General features: G+C 59.8%; 17 protein-coding genes. 4 read left to right on the top strand and 13 right to left on the bottom strand.

The window, feature by feature from the left end; translation table 11 throughout:
- Positions 1-33: 33 nt before the first annotated feature.
- Positions 34-1,512: a glycerophosphodiester phosphodiesterase family protein gene (locus tag ACPUD7_RS13055; protein ID WP_425120151.1), complete on the top strand. Its 1,479-nt coding sequence runs from the start codon at positions 34-36 to the stop codon at positions 1,510-1,512.
- A gap of 159 nt (positions 1,513-1,671) precedes the next feature.
- On the opposite strand, the gene ACPUD7_RS13050 is transcribed toward ACPUD7_RS13055, so the two are convergent.
- From ACPUD7_RS13050 to ACPUD7_RS13035, 4 genes are all read right to left on the bottom strand, one after another.
- Positions 1,672-2,742 (bottom strand): NAD-dependent epimerase/dehydratase family protein, encoded by a 1,071-nt coding sequence (locus ACPUD7_RS13050; RefSeq protein WP_425120150.1) that lies wholly within the window; start codon positions 2,740-2,742, stop codon positions 1,672-1,674.
- Positions 2,732-3,454: an IspD/TarI family cytidylyltransferase gene (locus ACPUD7_RS13045; protein ID WP_425120149.1), complete on the bottom strand. Its 723-nt coding sequence runs from the start codon at positions 3,452-3,454 to the stop codon at positions 2,732-2,734. Before ACPUD7_RS13045 ends, ACPUD7_RS13050 begins: the two co-directional genes overlap by 11 nt.
- A complete protein-coding gene (locus tag ACPUD7_RS13040) occupies positions 3,436-5,211 on the bottom strand; it encodes a CDP-glycerol glycerophosphotransferase family protein (RefSeq protein ID WP_425120148.1) in 1,776 nt (591 codons plus the stop codon). Before ACPUD7_RS13040 ends, ACPUD7_RS13045 begins: the two co-directional genes overlap by 19 nt.
- Positions 5,212-5,358: 147 nt before the next feature.
- Positions 5,359-6,429 carry an acyltransferase family protein gene (locus ACPUD7_RS13035; protein ID WP_425120147.1) on the bottom strand — a complete coding sequence of 357 codons (1,071 nt, stop codon included), beginning with the start codon at positions 6,427-6,429 and terminating at the stop codon, positions 5,359-5,361.
- Positions 6,430-6,585: 156 nt separating this feature from the next.
- Here ACPUD7_RS13035 and ACPUD7_RS13030 point away from each other — a divergent pair, with 156 nt between their 5' ends.
- Positions 6,586-7,866: a CDP-glycerol glycerophosphotransferase family protein gene (locus tag ACPUD7_RS13030; protein ID WP_425120146.1), complete on the top strand. Its 1,281-nt coding sequence runs from the start codon at positions 6,586-6,588 to the stop codon at positions 7,864-7,866.
- Between the two features lie 18 nt (positions 7,867-7,884).
- On the opposite strand, the gene ACPUD7_RS13025 is transcribed toward ACPUD7_RS13030, so the two are convergent.
- The 7 genes from ACPUD7_RS13025 to ACPUD7_RS12995 form a co-directional block, all read right to left on the bottom strand.
- Complete coding sequence (locus ACPUD7_RS13025) at positions 7,885-9,927, bottom strand: glycosyltransferase (RefSeq protein WP_425120145.1); 2,043 nt, start codon at positions 9,925-9,927, stop codon at positions 7,885-7,887.
- On the bottom strand, positions 9,828-12,383 hold the full coding sequence (locus ACPUD7_RS13020; protein ID WP_425120144.1) for a hypothetical protein: 2,556 nt from the start codon (positions 12,381-12,383) through the stop codon (positions 9,828-9,830). The genes ACPUD7_RS13025 and ACPUD7_RS13020 overlap by 100 nt, the downstream gene beginning before the upstream one ends.
- 205 nt (positions 12,384-12,588) lie before the next feature.
- On the bottom strand, positions 12,589-14,709 hold the full coding sequence (locus tag ACPUD7_RS13015; RefSeq protein WP_425120158.1) for an acyltransferase family protein: 2,121 nt from the start codon (positions 14,707-14,709) through the stop codon (positions 12,589-12,591).
- Between the two features lie 143 nt (positions 14,710-14,852).
- Positions 14,853-15,776 carry a glycosyltransferase family 2 protein gene (locus ACPUD7_RS13010; RefSeq protein ID WP_425120143.1) on the bottom strand — a complete coding sequence of 308 codons (924 nt, stop codon included), beginning with the start codon at positions 15,774-15,776 and terminating at the stop codon, positions 14,853-14,855.
- Positions 15,773-16,603 carry a CDP-alcohol phosphatidyltransferase family protein gene (locus tag ACPUD7_RS13005; protein ID WP_425120142.1) on the bottom strand — a complete coding sequence of 277 codons (831 nt, stop codon included), beginning with the start codon at positions 16,601-16,603 and terminating at the stop codon, positions 15,773-15,775. The genes ACPUD7_RS13010 and ACPUD7_RS13005 overlap by 4 nt, the downstream gene beginning before the upstream one ends.
- Positions 16,604-16,668: 65 nt before the next feature.
- Positions 16,669-17,058, bottom strand: a complete 390-nt coding sequence (tagD, locus tag ACPUD7_RS13000) for a glycerol-3-phosphate cytidylyltransferase (protein WP_135538892.1) — start codon at positions 17,056-17,058, stop codon at positions 16,669-16,671.
- A gap of 103 nt (positions 17,059-17,161) precedes the next feature.
- Positions 17,162-18,430 carry a CDP-glycerol glycerophosphotransferase family protein gene (locus tag ACPUD7_RS12995; RefSeq protein ID WP_425120141.1) on the bottom strand — a complete coding sequence of 423 codons (1,269 nt, stop codon included), beginning with the start codon at positions 18,428-18,430 and terminating at the stop codon, positions 17,162-17,164.
- Positions 18,431-18,566: 136 nt separating this feature from the next.
- Here ACPUD7_RS12995 and ACPUD7_RS12990 point away from each other — a divergent pair, with 136 nt between their 5' ends.
- Together ACPUD7_RS12990 and ACPUD7_RS12985 are read left to right on the top strand one after the other, a co-directional pair.
- Positions 18,567-19,307, top strand: coding sequence for an AfsR/SARP family transcriptional regulator (locus tag ACPUD7_RS12990; RefSeq protein WP_425120140.1), 741 nt, complete (start codon positions 18,567-18,569; stop codon positions 19,305-19,307).
- A 9-nt stretch (positions 19,308-19,316) separates the two neighbouring features.
- A complete protein-coding gene (locus ACPUD7_RS12985) occupies positions 19,317-21,698 on the top strand; it encodes an ATP-binding protein (RefSeq protein ID WP_425120139.1) in 2,382 nt (793 codons plus the stop codon).
- Here ACPUD7_RS12985 and ACPUD7_RS12980 read toward each other — a convergent pair.
- Complete coding sequence (locus ACPUD7_RS12980) at positions 21,646-22,500, bottom strand: ABC transporter permease (protein WP_135538899.1); 855 nt, start codon at positions 22,498-22,500, stop codon at positions 21,646-21,648. The two genes, ACPUD7_RS12985 and ACPUD7_RS12980, sit on opposite strands and share 53 nt — an antisense overlap.
- On the bottom strand, positions 22,497-23,537 hold the full coding sequence (locus ACPUD7_RS12975; RefSeq protein WP_425120138.1) for an ATP-binding cassette domain-containing protein: 1,041 nt from the start codon (positions 23,535-23,537) through the stop codon (positions 22,497-22,499). The genes ACPUD7_RS12980 and ACPUD7_RS12975 overlap by 4 nt, the downstream gene beginning before the upstream one ends.
- Positions 23,538-23,619: the final 82 nt, after the last annotated feature.

Raw genomic sequence — 23,619 nt, 5'->3', positions numbered from 1 at the left:
TATTCGAGCTCTGGATCTGGGAGTAGAAAGTACGTGGCTCTTCAACCGATTATGGACGAGCCAAGCGACAACCTGGTCATCAATGGTTTCTCCCACAAAGAAGGTCAGCTGGTCGGTTTCCATGTCCGCAAGAGAGTCGCCGACACCTGGATGTGGCTGACCCAAAGGAGCGGTTGGCAAGAGACATCCGAGGATATGGAGAAGGTACTCGTTCAACCGAACCAAGACATGTCCGAGTTGAACATGCCAATCGGCAACAACACCGTGCTCGAGGCTCAATGGGTATCCTCCGATGGCCATAGCGCAAACTGCGGGTCGAGAATGTTTTCGAACAGGCTCATGGCCCACGCACTCGGAGGTTTCAGGAATACAACTTACACCAATTCTCGCGCAGCTTTCGAACATTCGCTCGAGAATGAACATACATACTTTGAAGTCGACCTCTCTTACACCCTCGACGAGCGATTGATCGCGTCGAGTCCGCGGATCACAACTTCGGACACTCAGAAGCTCGAAAACATCGCTGAGATGACTTACGAAAGAGTCATGAGTTTGACCGTTTCCGGCGAACCGGTCATGGATGGGCGGCAACTGTATGAGATCGTCAGACACCATCCCCAATTCACTTTTGAAATCGATTTCCACCGAGTAGTCGGCGAGGATGCCAAGAAGCGTATTGAGTCGCTGCTAAATGATTTCCAACACGATGACGAAGCGCTCAGTAGGTTGCTCATTCAGGTTCACTCCGCGCAAATGCACAAAGATATCGACTCTGTCTACCAGTTCCAACACTACCAATACCTGCTGGGAATGAAGATGGAACGGCTCGATAGTGCAATTACCTATTGCCTAGATACCGGTATTTGCGCGCTCGCGCTTCGCTGGGGTCTTGTAACACAAAGCATCATCAAACAGATTAAGGCAGCTGGGCTCTATATTCTTGGCTACACGGTTGAGAAGGATGCTCCCCTAGCCGATGCTCTTCTCCGTTCCGGGATCGATACGATCTGCACGGATTTTGTGACCCCTGAACTCTTGCAAGAAGCTAGTGGTAGCGAGGGCCAAAAGGAATTCTACGTCTTCTATCACAGCGGTTCCCCAAACGCCGTTGCGAGCTTTTCCACGAAAGACCCCGGAAGTGATCCTCACCGGACCCTTCACAAGTTGAAGAGCGGAGCGTTTGAGATGCGCGACGACAAACGGTGGAAGAACGACGGGTTTCAACAGCTGCACCCACCTAGGTTTGCCTTGAAGGGCAAGCGTTTTGTGGGATGGCGAATGCGAGTGAGGATAGACGGCAAACCTCGTTGGTACTGCACCGACGGCACGTTCCGAAACAAGAAGGAGACGCTTACCGCCCCGGCGACAGAGCGATATCTGTTCCATGACCACGATACTTTGCCCATAATCCAGACAGTTGACGGAGCAAAAGTCGTGATGGTTGCTGCCTGGGAACCAGCTTCGCGCCTCGTCCGGCTCCTGGACAAGATGTTGCCAATAGTTCGAAGGTAGCCCCGCGACTGAACTCCCTGCAATGGTCCGCTACATAATAGTAGTGGACCGGACTACCTAAACGAACTTACAGAACACGTGGTCATCTGGTAGCTTGCGAAACGTCGCCGAAGGAAGCTGAATTTCAGCAGATGGGCAGAAAAGTAGCATAAGTACGACCTAAATCAGCGGCCCGTCTTCAAATGAACGTATCGTTCTTGAAACCCCCTCGGCAAGACTGTTAGTTGGTTTCCAGCCCAGCCCTTCCAACTTATGAGCTGCGAGGCCCAGGGCTGCCACAGGCGAAAACGCTCCGCTGTCATCCTGATTGTCAAAGGCCAGGCTGAGTCCAGCCTCCGGTCGCGCATTAACATATATCTGTGCAAGCTCTCGAATGGTGACATTCCCATCCGGATCGGCTACGTTATAAACGGCTTCTTCGCCCAGGAGATGGGCGAAGAACAGCCCTGCGACAGCATCACCGACATATGTGTAAGTGCGCATCGCGGCACCGGCGCTCATCATTCTGATGTCTCTGCCATTGACCACGTCGGACAGAAAGTCTGCTTGAACGCGACCATCATCAAGTGCCATTCCTGGGCCGAAGATGTGGCCGAATCGAAGGCTGAGGGCCTTGATACCGAACTCTGCCGAGTAAGCAGCCAACGCGGTCTCCGCGACCCGTTTGCCTTCCGAATAGCTTGCCCTGGGAGCGAAGTGTTGGAGCTTACCCGTCGACTCTTCGGAAATGAGCCGGTCTGCATCCACGGCGCCGTATACCTCTGAGGAGGACAACAGGACGAACGACCCACCGCCGGCGGCCACCTGAGCATCCAGCAGGTTCAATGTGCCCAATGTATTTGCTTTGAGCGTCGTGACAGGAGAGCTCTTGTGCAATGACGGTCGTGCGGGTGAAGCGCCGTGGAAGACAGTATCGAACGGTTCCGCAAACTCTTGCGGATCAATCACGTCGCTCTTGAGTAGCGTGAAATCACTTCGCTCGAGAGCACTTCCGAACCGCTTTTCCGCTTTTGCGGGATTGCGCACCGTCCCGGTCACACGCAACCCGAGATCATGTACGTCGTTTGCGGCGAGAAGAGCACCGACGATGTACATCGGGATCATCCCCGAGGCACCAGTCACAAGGATGTTCTGCCCCCGGTAGCTGTCCCAGGGCAGGTCCATTTGAGCAATGGCTCTGGTGTCCTCGAGGAATACCGGCGAGTCAAACAGCACAACATCATTCGCCACCGAATGCCTCCCGATCCTCAATCAGCGTCAGGAAGGTACGGCAGATATAGTAGTCGGAAGCGGTCGTGATCTTGATATTGGTGCGCGGCCCTTCCACTCTGCGGATGTCGTACCCGTAGCCGTGCATGAGCGTGCAGGTGTCAATCGAGTCGTGTTCGCCTTCAGCTACTGCACGATCGTAGCTCGATAGAGCATCTTTGAGACGGAATGTCTGAGGGGCTTGTGCCGTCCACAACGGATCGCGCGGGATGACATCTTTGATTCCCTCGCCTTCTTCGACGACAACTGTCTCTGTCATCTTCGTGCACGTGACTGCGGACCCGAACTCCAAAGCGGTCTCGATGTTGCGAGTCAGCAGATCTGCGTCGATCAGCGGGCGGACGCCATCGTGGACGAGTACGAGGCTGTCTGGATCATTGCTTTCCGAAATGACTTTCAGCGCGTTGTGGCGCGATTCCTGCCCCGTCGAGCCTCCATCCACGATCCATTGCACTTTCGTCAGCTCATACCGCTTGACGAGTCGTTCAAGATACTCCCGGAACTCCGGGAGTATGGCGACAGCGATCGCGTCGATATCGGGATGCTGCTGAAACACATCCAAGGTATGGACGATGATTGGGCGTCCGTGGATTTCCAAGAACTGTTTCGGCCTGGAGCTGTTGGCCATTCTGGCCCCAACTCCGCCTGCGAACACTAGCGCGATGTTTGCCATTCGGCTTCCTCATCTTCTTCTTCGGCGTTGTCTGTGTTGGACTCGTCGTCACCGGAGTTCGCCGGTTCTTCTTCGTATTGCGATGCGCCCTGTGCGTGCGCTTCATCCTGCGCGATCAACTCTTCGAAGCTGATTTCACTCCCAACAGAGGGTTCTACTTCGGGAGTCGAGAGCACAAGCGTGTCGATGACGCGGTCTGAGTTGTTGGTGTCGACGTAGTCGAAGTTCTCACGTACGAACTCCTTTGTCTTCTCCACGCTCAGGGCGGGCCGTTGGATGAGCTCAATGAGTTCGTCGAAGGTTGTTGCGATGCTTCCGGGTGCGGCCTCTTCGTATTCTCTGTGCATGCCCCTTGTCGCTGAATAGTTCTCCAGGTCATAGGCGAAAAAGATCATCGGACGTTCGAGTAACGAATACTCATAGATTACCGAGGAATAGTCGGTGATCAGCACGTCCGAGATCAGCAGCAGATCATTCGTGTCCGGGCACGATTCGACATCAATCAAACGGTCGCCGTACTCCGGCGGGATAGGTGCCGGGTCCGGGATGAAATGATGTTGGCGGAAAAGTACGACAGTGTCGTCGCCACAAGCTGCGTACAGTCTCTGGAAGTCGATGATGTCGTAGTCGTAGTGAGCGTCGCCCGATCCTCGACCGCGGAAAGTCGGTGCCCAGAGGATCTTGCGCTTTCCTCTTGTAGTCGGAAATTGAGTCTCGAAATCGGTACGAACCTCTTCGGCGCGGCCTTCTCTGAGAAATCCGTCGATTCGTGGCAGTCCGGTGGCAAACACCGAATCTCGTTCGATGCCGAAGGCTTCGCTGTAGACATCCCGCAGATGCTGTGATCCACAGATTGCATATGAATACAGTCGATGCGCATTTCGAAGATTCGGCGATCCATACTGCCCGAAACGGCTGTATCCAACCGACTTGAAACCGCTTCCGGCGTGCCACAGCTGAATGATCTTCTGTTGATTTCGGTCGCCCAAGTCTTTGAGTACGGCGAAATAGTCGTCGATCAGTATAGTGTTCGCCTTGCCCATCTGCCACGCGAGGTTGAGGGCGTTCTGTCGAGAACTGGTCCGACCGGTGCGGAACGAGTATCCGAAGTTGAACTCCTTGTCGAGGCCCCGCTCGATCATCCTGTCATGAACCGCCTTGAGGTTACCCTGCATATTGGGTCTTGCCTCGGAAGCAAACAGAATGTTGTTGCCTGCAGCGGGCCTCCTCCTGGAGGCGACTTGATAGACCTCGCGAAGTGCTTTGCGCTTCGTGTTGGTCCACTTCTTGCGCATCTTCGACTTGATCTTGGCGACTCGAGAAGAAGGCTTTCCTGCCGATCGGCCGAAAGCATAGGTACGCATCAGGAAGAATGGCGCGTTGTCGTCGTCCGAAACGCCGAAGGTGACAGTGTAAGCCGATCGGTTCTTGTTGTAGACGAATGCACGCGAGCAGTCATCCAATTCGCCGACGCGAGCAAGTGGGAAATTCGCTGGGTGAAGCCGTCCCCGACGCAGGGCCACCAGGAAGTACGTACCGTTCGGCACCTGCGCACGGCGGTTGAATTGGGTGACGTTGATTGTCAGCTCATATCGGTCTCCTTCGACCGGTTTGAATTGTACCGGGAGCAACGTCTGGCCGGGATTCGCATTCGACGTGAGGTAAAAGGAGTCAACCGCCCCACCTGAAAAGTTGACGAGGAACCGCAGATTCACTCGCTCCCAAGTGATGTCGACTATCGTTAATTCTTCGGACACACGCTCCCCTTACCCTTGCGGGCTTCACCTTCTAGACTCAACACGTTCAACCGTTCGCAACGGCAATAGCCTAACAGCCTCGGCTTCTTGACTGCCGCCGCGGACTGCCGCGGGGCGGAGAATCGGTGCAATTGTGCAATCACCACCTCAATGTCGGCCCTGGCGATCCGTAGGCACAACGACCGACGCGCCTTGGATCACAAGTTTCGCAAGGGTGGAGCTGAACCAGCGAATCGCTCGATTCAACGGCGACCATGAGAGTAACAGCGTGATCGCCACGGCGACGACTATACAGAGCGCGATCGTCACGGAGCCGTTTGTTTTGTCGACCATCAAATTGAGACTGCCCTCAAATGCCCGAACGAGGAGTCCGTGAATGATGTAGATCGCCAGGCTACGTTGGCCTGTTGCAACAAGAAATTTTGGCAGATGTTCGGACCAGGCGAACAACACTGCAATCGTCGATATCGCGCTGGTAGCGATACAGACCCTGACTCCCACACCGTAGGGAATCGCCGAGTCCAGGAACTCGAATCCCCGCGCACCGTAGAACCATTTCTTGTCGAGGTCGTTCAGGTAGAGAACCGCTATCGTCAACGCTGCCAAGACAGTCAGTCCCCCTTTCTCCCATGCCCTCAATTGTGCCGCCCAGTTCAACATCCGTATTCCATAGAGCTTCCCGAGCACAAAGAACGGGAAGAAGGTCATGGTCCTGCCGATGGAAAGTTCGTAGTCGAGGGCCGGCAGGATTCCGCCGAAGATTCCGACAGCAAGGGAAAGGCACAGCATCGGAGTAGGAAACCGCTCGACAAGCGGTAGCGCAAGCGTCCACCAAACCATTGCGAGAAGGAACCACGTGATCCAATACGGTTCGGTAATCTCAAGGTCGGGCTCGACTCCGAATAACTCTGACCAGTAGAAGTAGATGGGCTGAGTCGCCACGGCGAGCACAGCGAACGTAAGAGTGCGTTCTCCCAGTCGATCAGACTTTGCCGTCATACCCGCCAGAAGGACGAATGCCGGCATGTGGAATGAATAGATTGCTGTCAGCAGGCCACGGCTGTATCCCATACCCCAGCCGGAGATCCCTTCAAGCAGGTGTCCAAGTACCACAAGGAAGATGAGAATGCCTTTGGCCTTGTCCAGCCTGTAGTCACGCGTTTGCATCGTCGGCGACAATACCGACAGATGATCGATCGTGTCCGCGAATAGTGACATTTGGAACGTCTTACCAGCTGAGGATGCGGCTCCAGTCAGTCTTAGAAGGCGCGACTAAGTCCGTCCAGCATCCGTCAAACTGGTTGCCCGTACTATTGGACGCAGAACTGCTTCTCGAACTGCAGAAGAACCTAAGTCCATCTCGAAAGGGACACTGTGAAGAGTCTGCTCCGCAATACAGCTCTCTGGGCCGTGCAATCGCCTGCTTGGAAGGCAACAAGCAAGTGGATCAGAGGCACCGAACGGTGGAACCGGCTCGAAGACGAGTTCGACGGCAGCTACGCCACCGGTGAAGTGGTCGTCTACTTCGGAGACCGCAGCTCCAAGTTCTACCAGCTCGAACAGTGGCTCCCGGTACTGGAAGAACTGCACAAGAAGCACAGAGTCGTCCTTGTCCTGCGAAAAGGTTCAGCCCTTCTGCAGGCACGGGAGATGACTCACTTGCCTATGGTGTTCAAGAGGCGCTTCGATCCCCTGCACACCTTCTATCACGCCAACGATTTCAAGCTAGCCCTGTACGTGAACAATGGAATGACGAACTTCCAATCACTGGGCTTCGCCCCGATGGTTCACGTGCACGTCAATCACGGTGAATCCGACAAACTGAGCATGGTCTCGAACCAGGCCAAGTCCTATGACAAAGTCTTCGTCGCCGGTAATGCAGCGATCGAGCGACACCGCAGAGCCCTCATCGATTTCGACGAGTCCGCGCTGGTCAAGATCGGCCGGCCGCAGTTGGACATCGAGAGGCCCCTCGAACTCGATCCCTCACCGGCGCGCACCATCATGTACGCGCCCACGTGGGAAGGAGAGAACGACTCCAACAACTACTCCTCGGTCGACCTCTTCGGGCCCCAGATCGTCGAGGCCGCTCTTCAGATCCCCAACTCTCGCGTGATCTACAAACCCCACCCCAGAGTCGAAGCGTCGAACGATCCTGTGATGGCCGAGGCGAATGCTCGAATTCTCGCACTCATTGAAGCAGCGAACGCATCCATTGCTGATGAGACTCTGCAACACCAAGTGCTCATGCAGGGCGACATCCTCGCCATGTTCGACACCGTCGATCTGCTGATCACAGATATCTCCAGCGTCGGGCTCGACTTCCTCTATCTGCAGCCAGACAAGCCGCTCGCACTGACCGATCGTCGAAACGACATCTGCAAGCTCAACGCCGAAGCACCCATCAGTCGTGCGACCCCCGTCATCAACGCGTCGACGATCAGAGGCGTCGAGACGATGCTCACAGAGATGCTCACAGAGGACACCGCGGCAGGGGCTCGACGCGACCTGAGGCAGTTCTACTTCGGCGAAGGCGAAAAGGGGACTTCGACCGCTCTGTTCACCGAGGCGGTGTCCAAGCTCATCGCCGATCGCACGGTCGAGCTGGAGAGCTTCCATTCCGAGAGCATCAACGCCGAGTCCAGCGACGAGTAAGCACTGAACTCGGCCCAGTCATGATCGGGGCCGGACGGACAGATTCGCGTGTTTCGTCGGGTACCATTCCCAAGCGCCGACGCGTTCTGGACGAAAGCTCCTCGGGGTGCTGATTCTTCGCTTCGACATCCACAGGTCGTGGGGTCGTCGCAGGTAGACATCGAAGGTCTCACCGGCAGATTCAGAGAAGTTTTCGTGGTCCACTTCGAAGGAGAGCGCCAGTCGGCGTCCGAACCGTCGGGTCGAGATCTCCGGCTCGCTGCAGATGAAGAATGTGCTGAGGTCGCGGCGCGCGACAACCAACTGCAGGTCCGTGGCAATCGACCGATGCACCTGGTCGACTTCGACCTCAAGCCGACTTCCACGAGGCGTCGACGCCGTCCGGAGCCTGCTTGACTCGATCGGTGGAACAGACTCACCGTCTTGGGTGCCGGGCAGCTGGGTAAGTCGTAGCTTCTCAATAGTTCTCTGCCACCGCCGGTATCCGGTTTCCGGGAGATAGCGTTCGACAGTCTTCATCGCCGCCCTCCGCATGCTCTCAACCTGGGCGGCGTCCAACGACAAGAACTGCTCAATCTGGTCAGCGAGCGCATCGACATCGCTCCACGGTGTGATGAAGCCATTGTGACCGTGATCGATCAGGTCCCTCGGCCCATACGTGATGTCATAGACGATGGGAACGCATCCGGCCCCCATCGCTTCCATGATCGACAGTGGAAGACCTTCACTCGTACTTGTCAGCATGGAGAATGACGCAGACTGCAAGCGGTCGGGGACGTCGTGCACATAACCTGGCAGATTGACACTGTCACCGAGGTCGAGTTCCTCGACGAGCTGTTCCAGATTCTGCCGCTCCGTGCCATCGCCGAGCACAGTCAATGAGACGCTGATGCCCCGGTCCCGCAACTTCGCGATTGCGCGAATCGAATGGTCCACTCGTTTGAGCTGGAGGAGGTTGGCGATCATCACAGCGTCGTTCGGTTCACGATGGACCGGCAGTTCAGACAGCACCGACCCAGACGGCAACTCCCCCGTGAGCAGCCTCAGGTTGGCGTCTGGGAGTCCAATGGCTCTGATCGCTTCAGCCTGTTGTTCGGTTTGGACACCGACAGCATCGAAACGGTCGAGATTGCGCACGGTATCCATACGCCGAGGGAGAATCTGTCCATGGTTGCCGTTCCACGGATGACGAAGATGCGTGCCGTGGAGGAAGAGGATGAGTCCGAAGCTCCGGTCGGGAATCTCGTGGATGAACTCGCTGACCTTCTTGTCATCGACGATGACAACAGCAGGACCTTCGGTGACAATCGACGAGATCCAGGCATTATAGAAGTCCCGTGGTCGCCGCCACTCGGCCATCGGCTCACCGCTCGCGGAATGCAGAACGAACCGTCGACCCATTTTCGGGTCCTGAACATCTGCAAGCAGCAGACTTCCGTCGCCCCTGAGATAGTTGCGACGAATGATCTTTCCCGTGGCGGGATTGCGGAAAGCGTCATAGTAGGCGGTGACGTTCTCGAGTTCACCGTCTTCTGCAGGCAGCGGAGCATTCGGCGATTGCCCCACAAGGGTCGACAGCTGAGATTCGGTCCTTTGTCGCAGCTCCTGCCAGATGTTCACGAGCTCGACGTCGTCTCGCATCTTTCCTTGCGAGATCAACCGATTGCGGATCTCATCGGTGTCCATCCGCGGGTCGAAGGTCAGAATGGTCTGCGACAGAGAGTTCCCGTATGTCTGAAAGCTCCGTATCCGGCGAAGGGCCGCGGTTGTCATGCCGCCCATCGACTCGGGAATCCCCCACAGCACGTTGTAGACATGGACCGCGTCGGTCCCGAACGGCGGATAGGGTTTGGATGCGGCGCCGCCGACGTCGGCAGTGCCAGATGTCTTTCGAACACTCAGGCTCACTAGTGGTACCTTTCCTCCGCGACGACTGCCGGCAGCGATATCAGGGGCGGGACTCAACGAGACAGAGCCATCTGCCCGAAGTGACGATCCTGACGCCGCCAATTGACGAGTTTCGGGGTGTCTGCAGCCTCCCACTGGGCCCGGATATTCCACTCGCTGTCGAGCTCCGAGTATCGGCCGCCGACAATCACCGGCATCGCATCGGCATAGCTGATTCCGTGGTCTGTCACGAGCCCGATCACTCTCTCGACGTTGCCGTCGTTGCGCAGACCTTCCAAGTTGAGCACGGCAACTTGTGAATCGAACGGGGTGAAGTCCTCGCTCATGCCTGCATGACTGGCAAAGACGAAGTCGAGGGCCCCGTCATGGTCGTCGCCGAAGGCGCTTGCGATTCTCCTCATCACGGTGAGTCCGCTCGAACGGTGCTTCCTGACGTCGTGCTTCGCCGCAGCCAGCGAATCCCCGAGATCGACGGTCGAGAGTTCAGCGATGTCCGCCGAGACCTCCGAGGCGGCCGGCACAACAATAAGACGTTCATGGTTGGGGAACAGCGCCGGCAGAATGGCCTGCACGAGGTCGGGATCGTTCTCCTGGCCGGCGATCGTCACCGTCGGAAGGACCTCGATCGTACCTTTCGACAGAAGTGACTGAATCTCGTCTGCCTGAGCAGCAGTGACCACACCGGCGCGCAGCCACACTCGGTAGTCTGCCGAGGCGTGAGCATCAATGGCGGCAGCCGCCCTCGCGATCAGTGGCGTCTCGCCCTTCTCCACGGTCATGAAGACATCGGTCACCTGCGGTTCGGGAGCGGGATGCTCAAGTCCCTCCACTGCCGCGGCGACGGTCGCAGGATCTGCGACTGGAAGCTCGGCTGTCGCCAGATATTCATCGGCTGCGGCCATATCGTCAGCGGTGATTTCGACCCACTTCGAGTAGATTTCGTCCTCTGAAGCGCCCGTGGCGATCAGGGGGATCAGCACTGAGAGTTTCTCGAGGATGCCGGCGCGAATGGCGTCGAATTCGACATCATCGATGCCGATGAGACCGCCGAAGCGGGAATCTGATTTGTTTTTGGGCTCGAAGTCGACGTCGGCACCGACTGAACGGGCAGGGAGATTGGCGTGCAGCCGGGAGGTGAGGACGTGCTTGTATTTGTACGCATAGTCCGCGACCCAATTGCGCGCCAGTTCGAGATTCTCAGGGAATGACTTGTCACGAATTGCTGTGACGGTCTGCTTCTTCTTCGGTCCTTTGTTGTCCTTCATCCAGTCCACTCGCAGAGTGCCTGCGCGGCGGTCGGCGGCAGGTGCGGGGAAGAGTGTGTCGACCGTGGTTGTCAGGCATCCGGAGAAGAAGGCGGGGACGCCGACTGCACGGAGCACCGCGACAGACTGCCAATCGCGACATCCGACCGGACCGTACTTCTTCAGATAGGCGATGGCGTCGGGCGTGAGCATTTCCGGATAGCGCACGAAGACCGACAGCAGAATCGGCCGAAGGTTCGGATGGAAGGGGATATTGAACGACTTTCCGAAGATGTCGTGCATGTACCATCCGAAGGCGATGTACCAGGTGTCGTCGGGAATGTCCTGATAGACGTTGCCGTCTCGATAGACCTCAACGAGGTTGAGCTCGGCCGGGGGGCCCGCATATTTTCGTTCGTCCTTGACCTCATCGCGAAGCTTTGCGAAAAGGTCGGTCAGACCTTCGTCCCCGGAGAACTGAAGGTTTTCGTAGCGGAGCAGGTGACCGATCGACGCAATCGTCTGAATGTAATCCCCGATGTTCCGAGACCGGATCCCCGGCTGGTCATAGCTGAGCACACCGAAGTTGCGTTTTCCCTCGGTCGTGGGCAGCGGCTCCAGATGCCGACCTCCGGGCAACCAGTCGAGTAGGCGCGTGAGTTCATAGTGAACGGCAGACTCGACGTCATCGGAATCGCGGTCGAGCCTGGATTCGACCAGAGTGCGCACATGGTCGAACGCGTTGATGCAGAACGCCGATTCGGCGGTGCGCAGCACGGCTCTGTCACTCCAGCGGTCTGTTTCTCCGGCTTCGTCGGAACGGTCGAGCAGCCTCAGGGCGTCTTCGCCGAGGGTGTCGATGGCTGTCGGATAGTATTCTTCGGCGGCCGAGACGATGAGGGCTCGGTCTGTCACGCCCGCGAATTGAGCCCATGCGACTTCCGGATCGGAAGAGCGTTGGTAGGCCATGCCCAGAAATATGCGGCCGGCTTCCTCGGACTCCGGCTTGCTGCGCAGATTCAACCCGATGGACACTGCTTCGGCTTGCAGCCCTTCGGCGAGGAGCGCTCGCCCCGCGTCGACTGCCGCGGCGTTGAGGGACGAGCCGTGGGCAAGAGACTCGGACAGCGTCGAGTGGGCTTTCAGCCGCGCCAGCTGACGTGATTTGGCAGCGACTTCCTGTCCAGAAGGAGCAGTCTTCCACCCGTCGGTCTCTTCGGACGTCTTGCCTTTGAGCCCGATCGCGAGCTGTCGGTAGGCACGAGCAGTCGCTGCGGCTGCCTTCTTCGAAGCTCCACCGGATTTCCCTGTTCCTCCGGCAGCGCGTTCACGCACGTATTTGGTTCCCGATGCCCTTTCGACCACAGGCAGAGCCCGCCGTGCGATCCCGTGAACCACGGGCTTCACCAGCTCTCTTCCCTTGCCGATGTATCGGTCAGCAGCTCTTCCTCTAGTGCTCAATCGTGACGTCCTTTGCAGAGATTTCGATGTTCGGTGGTTGGCTTGGAGCCGTTGGGGATGACGCTAACGGACTTGACTGTCAGTTCGATGAATAAGAACTCTCATCTGCTCAGTCGAACGTGCTGAGGCCGGTCCGGTGCAGACTCGCATCAAGCTGAGGTGCGAGAGTCTGTGCGTAGGTCGCGGTGATGTGGGCAGTATCGAAGTAGGTGATGACGCCCCCGATGACCGGCTCACATCGTCCTTCCGGGCAGAGCCAATCCTGCGGATAGATGATCGACATCCGCTTTGAGTCGATGGTCTTCGCCGAGGCAGCAAGAGGATCCATCCAATGCCACTCTTCCGGAGTCCCCGAACATTCTTCGGGATTGTCCTCATGCTTGGCGACGCAATCCGGCACGTTGATATCCGCGCCTCCTGGATAGGGAGTGTCTCGGATAACCACAACATCCAACTTCGCGTCGACCCAGCTCTGCAGAATGGGGCGGTGGCCTTCTGGAGCCTTCTCTTCAGTCTCGTCCCAGCCCATTCCCTGGAGCGGAGTCGACTGCCGTTCGGACGTGACGACGGCATCGAATCCGCCTTCGGTGGTGCGCTCGACAACCCAGTCGGAGTAGTCCTGGCAGCCCTTCGTGTCTTCCTCGGTCGACAGTTCCTGTGGCAGCGTCGACAGACTGCAGTTGGATGCCAAGAACGTTGTGATCGTCAGATCGTTCTCGTCGGCCAACCGTTCCAGAGTCGGCAGCCAATGGCCGGCGTGGGAGTTCCCGACCAGGGCCACATGTTTCGACCCATCGCCGTATGTGCATTCAGGTCTGTCCGCATATGGTGCGCTTGCCCAGCAGCCGTCGGCATAGGCTTTTGACTTGTCCTTCTTCGCGGCTGCCGGTTCCATCTGCAGCGTGTTTTTGTCGTCGCAGCGCGGATTGTCTTTCGCATCAGGCAGGAGAACCGCGGCACCGAGGCAGGAGTCCGGGTCGGCCAACTCTGATTGGAGCTTGTCCTCGTTCTGCTCGACGATTTTGTCGGCAACGACCATCTGGCTCAGGCCGAGGGCGGCGACCAGCGCCATAGCAAGTCCTGCGAAGGCAAAGGTCTTCTTCAAACTGCTCAGAAGGGCTGTCTTTCGGAACCTGTTCTCCACCCAGGTCGTCGACGCCCATGCGGCGAGAATCGACACGAGGATGATCGCGATGTTGTCGATCACCCCGAGGCTCTCTGATCGGCCCAGCTTGGCCGAGAGATAGGGCACGAGAACGATGAGAGGCCAATGCCAGAGGTAGACGGAATACGAGATGTCACCGAGGAACCGAATCGGCCGCAATGACAGGATCGGCAGCACAGAAGCACGGCCACGCGAATCTGCAAGGATGACCAGTGCGGTCGATACGACCGGAACGAGCGCGACATAGCCGGGGAACGGCATGTCTGCGCGGATGAGAAAAGCTCCTGCGACGATCCCGGCGAGTCCGATCCAACCGAGCAGCGAACTGAAGGGCAGACGCTCGGGACGGACGTAGAGAACGAAGACCGCGACCAGACCGCCCGCTGCCAATTCCCACATCCGCGTGGGGGTGACGAAGTAGGCCATGGCCGGCTCTGATGTCGTGTACCACACGGAGAAGACGAACGACGCGAGGAAGATCGCGACCACAGTGAGTCCGACAGCCAATTTGGATCGGCCGAGCTTCGTTCCGATGAGGAACGCCAACCCGATGATCATCGGCCAGACGAAGTAGAACTGTTCTTCGACGGACAGCGACCAGAAGTGCTGCACGGGTGAGGGAGCGTTGTCGGCCGCCAGATAATCGACACTGGAGATGGCGAAGTCCCAATTGACGACGTAGAGACCTGCGGAGAGGATCTGCCGGCCGGTGTCGGCCCATATCGACTGTGGAGCGACAAGGAACGTGGCGATCCCGACGAGGAAGAGCACGAGAAGTGAGGCCGGCAGAAGTCGTCGGATCCGTCGTGCCCAGAATTTGGCCACATCGGCCCAATTTCGCGGTGGGGTTTTGATGAGGTGGCTGGTGATGAGGAATCCCGAGATGACGAAGAAGACGTCAACTCCGGCGAAACCGCCGCGAAAGTGGGCCGGCCACAGGTGGTAGAGAAGAACCATTCCCACAGCCAGCGCACGCAGCCCCTGAATATCAGCGCGAAACCCGGTCGGCTTCGGCGCGGTGTTCCTTGTGGGGGAGTTTTCCGCGACGGGGGCTGTCGGCTGCATCAATCGGCTCCACTTGGTTTCTCAGTCGGATGGACAGGACCCGACTGCGGTCCCTGTCTTTACTCTGTTTCGCGATTCACGACGACCGGCGGCAAACGCGATGCGCAGATTCCGCATCTACCGGCGGCTGGGACCGTGCATGATCATACGATCGGCGGTCGACCGTGCCGCGACATGCGCAGCACCCCGCGTCCGGACAGCTTGCGGCGGTCTTCATCATCGGCCCAGGGGTCGAGCCGCCAACCGGCACGCCACCCTTCCATCCACGCCTTGAGCTGGTGAGGCTTATTCGCCCATTTGATGCACTGAATCACGGTCCACGAACCGACATAAGCCCAGCTGAATGGCCACGGCAGGTTGCGTCGTGCCAACCAGACGCGGTTCCTCGCGTTCATATAGAAGTACTCGTCGTGGCGTCTGGGGTCGATCACAGGGTGCGCGACGGTAAGGTCCCCCATGTACCAGACGATATAGCCGGCGTCCCAGACTCGCCACGCGAGTTCGATGCCCTCGTGGGCGTACCAGAACGGTCCCGGCCATCCGCCGCATTCGTCGAAGGCATGTCTCTGCATGCAGACCGCGCCTTCCCAGACTGAGAACACGTTCGACGAATGGTCGGCCGCGCCCTTCTTCAGTCGGGGGATCCAGCGTTTCGGTGAGTTCGGTCCGCCGGGCTCTTCGACGCGGGGCTGGACCAGCCCGATTCTCGGTTTGGTGCGCATCAGCTGGGCCATGCGCATCAGCGAAGTGTCATCGGGCAGCCAGGCGTCATCGTCGAGGAAGAACAGGAATTCACCCGAGACGTGGGGAACTCCGGCATTGCGACCTGCCGGTATTCCGAGGTTCTCCGGCAGTCCCAGCTTCTTGACCCCTTCGGGGATGCCCTCGGGTTCCCAGCCGTTGCCCACGCAGACGATGTCGAGGTCCACGCCCTTCTGCGCGAGAAGAGACTCGAACCCACGGTTGAGGTCGTCCAACCGTTTGCCCTGGCTCAAGACGACGACGCCGAATGTGTAGCGGCGGTTCTCTTCGGCCCGCTGAGAAAGGATGCGCGAGGAATCGTTCATGACAGTCGCCTCGACGCCATGATCGACAGGAAGTGTCCGATGACGGAGAGCATGCACAGTGGAGCCATGATGAGTACGAGCCAGCGTTCTCCGAACAGCGGACCGGCTCCCGCCGACACTGCGAACACGGTGACGATGCTTGAGATGAGTGCCATCAGCGACATCTCGACGGAGTGGAAGATGCGGTGGAACGGAACGAAGCGAGCAATGCGTTTGAGGGTGGCGACCATGCCGGGGTTGAGCGCGGTGGCTTCTTTCGAATCGGCGAGTTTGCCGAGACCGTTGAACGCCCTCGACACATGGACCATGTCGTTGAGTGCCTTGTTGAGAAGGACCAGTGCGGCCAGCGCCGTTCCGGCCAGCAGAAGCGGGTAGGAGCCGGCAGGGTCGTCGACGAGGTTGCTCCACTCCCCCACGGCTCTGACACCCAGGGCAACCGCGACGAGGCCTTCGGTCGTGTAATGGCCGACTTTGTCGAGGAACACACCTTTGGCTCCGCTGGTTCCCCTCCACCGAGCGACCTCACCGTCGCAGCAGTCGATGTACATCTGGACCTGGGAGAAGAACACAGCAAGAACTGCACCCCAGATCCCCGGGATCAGGAGACTGCCGGCGATGCACCAGCCGGCGAGGATCATCAGACCGGTGACGCCGTTGGCGCTGATCTTCGTGCGGACGAGCAGCATCGTGAAATAGATCGAGATGTGACGGAGGTAGAGCTGAGCGGTCCAGTGTTCGGCGTTCTTGCGGCTGCGGACTTCCACCGGCTGCGCCTTCGCCCGAAGCTCCGACAGAGTCGGATGTTTCGCCGGAGACTGTTCGGGCACGTCCGTTCCTCTCTGATCCTTGGATGGTGTCCAGCCACGATAGCGCGAAGACCGCGCCATCTCGGTCAGGACTTACCCAGCTCGCTCTTGATACGCGTCGTCGAGATCTCAGGCGTGCGCGGCAGATAGACGACCTCGCACTTGTCCTTGAGGAAGTCGAATTCGCCTTCCCAGTCGTCGCCCATCACGAAAGTGTCGATATGGAATTTTTCGACGTCGGTCGACTTCTGTTCCCAGTTGTCCTCGGGAATGACGAGGTCGACGTAGCGGATGGCTTCGAGCATGTGCTTGCGCTCTTCATAGGAGAAGTACGACTTCTTGCCCTTGCCAGCGTTGAATTCGTCGCTCGACAGGGCAACCACCAAGTAGTCGCCCTGTTCCTTGCACCTTTGGAGCAGTCGAATATGCCCGTAATGGAGCAGGTCGAAAGTTCCGTACGTGATGACTCGTTTCATTGCTGAATCCATCCAGTGTTCAAAGCCCAACTCGTGAGCCGCGGAAATGGTCCCGCGCTACTTTACCATTCTGTTACTTCAAGTTAAGAAACTGTAATGCGCTTCACTGACCGACCTTCTGCCGGTATTCCTCAGTCCTCAGCTCGATCACCCGTTCGCTCGAACGGATGAAGCGCGCGGTCTGCGCACCTGGTGCGGTGTCGCCGAGGTAGAACTCTGCCAGAACGGCGACCGAGCCGTCGCGGGACACGGCCAGATCGATGAGGTCGACGACGTCGTCCTGTCCCCCGGGCTCCACTGTCGGGCAGTGGTCCAAGAGACCTCCGTCGAGGACTTCTGCTCCGGGTTCGTGCGGTTGGACCATGACCAGAGGCTTCCCGGACGACAGCCAGTCGAAGGCCACGGACGTCATTTCGACGACAGCGACGTCAGCTTCCTCGAGCTGCCACGACACGTCTGGGCTCTGGTCCAGGTAGCCTCTCGGATCCGATTCCACGATCTCTTTGACTGTTTCCAGTGCCTTCTCGAAATCGTGTCGCATGACTCCGGTGCGTGGATGCGGTCGGAAGATCACTCGATACCCCGCTTCGAGCAGTGCGGTGACGATGGCCTCTCCGTTGAACGCGATGGTCCCGTACGACATCGAGGGTGAGTCGCCCTCCCACGTGGGAGCGTAGAATACCGTTTTCGCATCGGGTTGGGCAGTCTTGAACTCTTCCCATTCTCGAGGAATGGAGCGCGGCCGATCCAACTGCGGCCGTCCGACGTCATACATACGATCGTCACTGAGCCCATAGAGAGTCTGCTCGATGCGCTGTCGAGCGGCCTGTCCTGCCGTGAAGACGAAATCATAGCCCTTGAGCTGGTTGGAGATCATCGAGATCTTCTCACTCTCACCGTGGCTGAGGTGAATGTGAGCCGGCTCCGGATAGCGAAGCGCCTGGAAGTTGCTTGTCGCCTGATTGACATAGAAGACAGCCCGAAGGCTCGGCGACTGCATGAACTTGTCCAGGCCGGTGGTCAAACGCGAGAACCGCACCGGGAAGTCTGTGACGCCTTGCAGATACTCGGCGACCGGCGCGTTGCGGACGATGATTCCGAAAGGGCGACTGCTGTGACCGTTGTCTTTGAGACGAGCTTCCAACTGTTCGAAGGGCCACAGCCACTGTTCCAGCTGATATACCGAGCTCAGGTCTCCTGCGAAGTAGGCCGCCGCTACGAATTCGTCGTGATCCTGGGGGTCGAACTCATCCGAGAGCCGCGATTCGCGAACCCGCTCACGCAGTCTCTGCGCGACGAGTTTCGCCGCTCCCTGCGCGAAGTTGGCACCACGAACCGCGGTATGCGGCAGATCTGCCGGAAGAAGACTCATGGATCCTATTGTGCATGTCTGTCTGTGCTCATCCTGAATTCGTCCTCCACTCGAGCTTGATTACGTCACCCGCAGTCCCATGTCCGCGGGGAGCACGGGCACCCATTTGCGATGCAGCACAACTTAGACTGGACAGGTGAAGAACCCCCGGCTCAGACTCATTGAGGACGTCACCTGGGACGGCATCCCCGTCACGGGCGAGCGCATCAGGTCCCTGTTGCGCCTCCTCGCCGATGCCGGGCCCCGCGGGCTGTCAAGCTCGAGTCTGATCACAGCGATCTGGCCCGAATCACCGCCGGCACATCCGACCAAGGCCCTGCAGATCCTCGTCTCCCGTGCCCGCACCCTGGCTTCGGCAGAGGCGATCGCCCGCACCGAATCCGGTTACCGGCTCAACCTGGCCGACGAGGATGTCGACATCTGGGCGCTCGACTCGCTCCTCTCCGGCGCCGAGGAAGCGCTGGCGAACGGAGCGACGGACCGGGCACTCGAATCCGCTGAGATGGCCGCGGCTCTCGACAACGATGAGCGGGCAGCGAGGATCATCGCCATCGCGCGCTCTCGGCAGGGACGACGCCGTGAAGCTCTCCCCGAACTCGAGGCACTGGCCCAGGCCGATCCGCTCGATGAGGAACTCGCCGCCGAGCATCTTCGCACCCTCGCCGCGGTCAAAGGGCCCTCGGCTGCCCTTGAACGATTCGATAGGCTCCGCGGCCTGATGATCGAGTCGCTCGGCACGAGTCCAGGACACGTCCTGCGCAGAGTCCACGAGGAGCTGCTGGCCCTCGACCGACCCATGCGTTCCGGTCTCCGTCATTCCGTTGCGAGCCTCCTCGGCCGGCACCGAGACATCGAAGAGCTGTCCGGGCTGCTGTAGACGGCGCGCTTGATCTCGATCGTCGGGCCGGGCGGACTGGGCAAGACACGTCTGGCTCAGGAGCTCGCTCAGCTCAGCTCGCTCCCGCGCGTCCATGTCATCGAGCTCGCTGCCATCAGCCACGCCGATGAGATCCTCAACGCGATCGCCGACGGCCTCCGTGTCCGAGAGACCGTCAACCACCTTGATCGCAATTCCTCGGGCCCGGATCTGCGCCGCCGGGTCATCACAGCGTTGGGCACGGGACCGAACCTGCTCGTCCTCGACAACTGCGAGCATCTCATCGACGGAGTAGCCGCCATCGTCAACGACCTCCTCGCCGCTGTGGCCGACCTGCGGGTCCTCACCACCAGTCGCACTCCCCTGCGTCTCACGGCCGAACACGTCTACATGCTCGGGCAGCTGTCGCCGAGCGAGGCCGAGGAGCTCTTCATCCAACGTGCCCGTGCGGCACGACCGACCGTGACGATCGACGATGACACGGTCGCCTCCCTCGTCGGCCACCTAGACGGACTGCCGTTGGCCATCGAACTCGCGGCCGCGAAGACTCGCACACTCACTCCCGAAACGATCCTCGACAACCTCACCGATCGGTTCGTCCTTCTGCGCGGAGGTGACAGAACGGCGCCTGAGCGGCATCAGACCCTGCAGGCGGTCATCGACTGGTCCTGGCAGCTGCTCGACGACGACGCGAAGACGGCGCTGATGACGATGGCCCTCCTGCCCGATGCCTTCGGTGCGGACTGCGTCGAGGACATTCTCGAGGCCACGCCCATGCGGACGATCGAGGACCTCGTCGACCAGTCCCTGCTCACTGTCATCGAACGTGACGGCAGAGTACGTTTCCGAATGCTCGAGACCATCCGTGAATACGGCCACCTCCGCCGGGGCGAATCGGCAGAGGCCGAGCAGATCGAGAATGCCGTCGAACAGTGGGCGGTGGATACCTGTCAGAGCCTCATCGATGACATCCTCGGCCCCCGGCAGCTGCAGGCAGTGGGCAGGCTGCGAGCCGAGGAACACAACCTCACCCCTGTGCTCAGGCACCTCCTCGACTGCCGTGATGACAGATCCATCGTCATGCTCGCAGCGTTGCTGCCCTACTGGATGGTCGGTGGTGAGCATATCCGCATCATCGAGCATTTCCAGCTCCTCGAACGCTTCCTGAGCGACTGGACGATGCCGCGACACCTGGCCGAGCACACCCGCAGGGTACTCGCCGTTCAGACCACGACCTGGGGGATGCTTCCGCGCTGGCACGAGCTCCCGGCGACCTCTCAGCTGCTCGAAGAACTCGGGCCCGAGTCCGCCGATCCCCTCGTCCGTGCGATGGCTCGACTCGGGCTCGTCATCGTCAGGGCACCGAATACGAGCCAAACCTCGCCTGCCGCTGCCGAGCTGCGCGAGCTCACCGAATCCGCTGATCGCCTCACCCGTTTGGTCGCGTCCCCCTATCTGTCGGGAATCCAGGAGAACGCCGGGGAGTTGACCGAAGCCATCGCCCTGCTCGACAGCGCCTTCGCAGATTTCCAGGCCGATGACCCACCGTGGCTGCCCACGCGGTACCACGAGTCCCTGGCCCAGCTGCATCTTCAGCACGGTGACTTCGCCGAAGCCCGCGAGCACGCTATGGCCGCCCTGCCGACGCTTGCGCAGTTCGGCGACAGCATCGAATGCCGATCCTGGCTGGCCTTCGCCGATCTCGGTCTCGGTGAGCTCGAGCGCGCCGAGGCGGAACTCACGGCCCTCGCCGAGGCCGAGGAACAGAACGAGCCGTTCGGCAACCGCTATATGCTCCTCCTCGGTCGTGCCGAACTCGCACTGCTGCGCGGAGACGTCGCGGCCGGTCTCGAACTGCTCGCTGTGGTCCGGCGCACCGGACGCACCCGTCCCGCGCTCCCGGGAGTGCCGGACAGCGACGGGCTCGACCCATGGACTCTGCTCATCGGCGCGGTCTCAACCGTGGTCACCGCCCGGCATGAGCCCGAGTCCTCGGACGAATTTTTCGACTCGCTGATCGATCGAGCCGAACGCGCAACCGACCCGCACCGGGTGCATTACGATTTCCCGGTGCTGGGCACAGTCGCCTACGCCGTCGCCGTCTGGCTCCGGCAGCGCGGGCAGTGCGTGCACGGCATCGACGGTGAGCAGGTGAGCCGATTTGCGGCGCTGGCCGCCCGGTTCACCTTCAATCGGGTCTTTCCCTCACTCGACTGGACGAGGCTGACCAAGGAGCTCACCTCGGCGCAGATCGCTCGGTTGGACGAGATCACGACGGAGATCGATTCGCTCGACTTCGCCGAGGTGATCGCGCGTTATCACACCGACGCTCTCGCGCTCAGGCGCTCCGTTGGTACGACTTCACGGTCAGCGGCGCGAAGATCGCAATGACGACGGCGCAGCCGAGCAGGGCCCAACCTGCCTCGGCGGAGAAGGTCGCCGAGTTCGCCAGGTCCCGCACCCCGGACACGACGTGGGAGATCGGGTTGATGCCCACAAACCACTGCAGCCAGCCGGGCATGGATTCGACGGGGACGAAGGCATTGGACAGAAAGGTCAGTGGGAAGAGGATCATCATCGAAATGCCCTGCACCCCTTGGGCCGAGCGCACGATCGTGCCGATGTAGGCGAACGCCCAGGACAGGGACCACCCGGTGACGATGACGAGCACGATGGCCGAAACGACACCGATGAGGCCGCCTTCGGGTCGATAACCCATGGCGATGCCGGCGAGGAAGGTCACGGTCGCGGCGATCCCGTAGCGCAGCAGATCCGCGACCATCGGCCCGGCCAACGGCGCGATGCGAGCCACGGGCAGGGTCTTGAACCTGTCGAAGATGCCGGAGTCCATGTCTTCTCGCAGCTGCACTCCGGTGGCCATGCAAGCGGTCAGGCAGGTCATCGCGAGGATGCCGGGGACCATGATCGGCAGGTAGTTCGCGACGTCGCCGCTGATGGCACCGCCGAAGATGAAGCCGAACATCGCAGTGAACAGGACCGGTTGGATGAGCACGTCGGAGAACTGCTCGGGCTCACGGCGCATGTGTTTGAGTGCGCGCGAGGCGAAGCCCATGGTCTGGTTCCATGTCTCGGCAAGACCCGGCCGGCTGGGCAGGGAAGCGGTGTCTGTGTGGGTTCGGTCGATTGTCGTGGTCGATTCGGAAACGGATCGTTCAGCGGGGGCGGTTCTCATGCTGGGACTCCTTCTGTGATCTGAGGCTGGGCCGGACGGTCGGTCGACGCCGTGTCTCCTGTGATGGTGAGGAAGACATCGTCGAGGCTGGGTTCGGCGACCTTGATCGAAGCGACGTCGATGGAGGCCTCCCGCAGGGCGACGAGGACGGAGGCGGCCTCCCCGGCCTGCTGCAGGGGGACAGTGATCTCACCGGCACCTGAGGAATGGACAGCGGCCTCACCGACGACGTCGGCGGTGATCCTCAGCGCGCGGGCGATCTCGCCGGTCGACGATTCCGCGTCAAGGCCCACGTGGAGGCTGGATCCGCCGATCGAGGATTTGAGCTCGGCTGGCGTGCCCTGAGCGACGATCGTTCCGTGGTCGATGACGGCGATCCGATCGGCCAGCTGGTCGGCCTCCTCGAGGTACTGCGTCGTCAGCAGCACGGTGACTCCGGAGGCGACGAGACCGCGGATGGTCTCCCACATCTGGTTCCGGGTCCGCGGGTCGAGGCCGGTGGTCGGTTCGTCGAGGAAGATCAGCGGCGGACGGCTGATCAGGCTCACCGCCAGGTCCAATCGTCGACGCATCCCACCTGAGAACGTCGACAGCGGTTTGTCGGCGGCCTTCTCCAAGCCGAACTCGTCGAGGAGTTCGGCCGCGATCGACTGTGCCGCGCTGCGGGACAGCCCTTGCAACCGGGCGATGAGTCGGAGATTCTCGCGGCCGGTAAGCTTCTCATCGACCGAGGCGTACTGGCCGGTGACTCCGATGAGCTGGCGAACTCGATGCGGGTTGCGGGCGACATCGACTCCGAAGATCTCCGCCACTCCCCCGCCGATCGTCAGCAGGGTCGAGAGCATATTGATCGTCGTCGTCTTCCCGGCACCGTTGGGTCCGAGCAGTCCGAAGACCTCCCCGGGGCGGATGTCGAGGTCGATTCCGTCAACGGCGGTGAAGTCTCCGAAGGACTTGCGCAGTCCTCGGATCGACACCGCCGGAATAGTTGATCGGTCCTGTGCGCGTCCGGTGGACGCTGTGCGTGTTTCATTCATGCCGCCAGTGTTCGCCACTGCGGTTTCAGCGTGGTTTCACGGATGGAGCACGATGGTTTCAGCAGTTCGGGCCGGGCTGAAA

This window comes from Brevibacterium sp. FAM 24630, from assembly GCF_049804075.1.
In the GTDB taxonomy this organism is placed as follows: domain Bacteria; phylum Actinomycetota; class Actinomycetes; order Actinomycetales; family Brevibacteriaceae; genus Brevibacterium.
Note: the sequence above shows the minus strand (reverse complement) of the source record. Positions and strands in the feature narration are given on the sequence as shown.

Bases quoted from the DNA above. Each gene is read 5' to 3' on its own strand.
- ACPUD7_RS13045 (WP_425120149.1), bottom strand. From the start codon at position 3,454: ATGGCAAACATCGCGCTAGTGTTCGCAGGCGGAGTTGGGGCCAGAATG.
- ACPUD7_RS13035 (WP_425120147.1), bottom strand. From the start codon at position 6,429: ATGTCACTATTCGCGGACACGATCGATCATCTGTCGGTATTGTCGCCG.
- ACPUD7_RS13015 (WP_425120158.1), bottom strand. From the start codon at position 14,709: ATGCAGCCGACAGCCCCCGTCGCGGAAAACTCCCCCACAAGGAACACC.
- ACPUD7_RS13010 (WP_425120143.1), bottom strand. From the start codon at position 15,776: ATGAACGATTCCTCGCGCATCCTTTCTCAGCGGGCCGAAGAGAACCGC.
- tagD (WP_135538892.1), bottom strand. From the start codon at position 17,058: ATGAAACGAGTCATCACGTACGGAACTTTCGACCTGCTCCATTACGGG.
- ACPUD7_RS12995 (WP_425120141.1), bottom strand. From the start codon at position 18,430: ATGAGTCTTCTTCCGGCAGATCTGCCGCATACCGCGGTTCGTGGTGCC.
- ACPUD7_RS12980 (WP_135538899.1), bottom strand. From the start codon at position 22,500: ATGAGAACCGCCCCCGCTGAACGATCCGTTTCCGAATCGACCACGACA.
- ACPUD7_RS12975 (WP_425120138.1), bottom strand. From the start codon at position 23,537: ATGAATGAAACACGCACAGCGTCCACCGGACGCGCACAGGACCGATCA.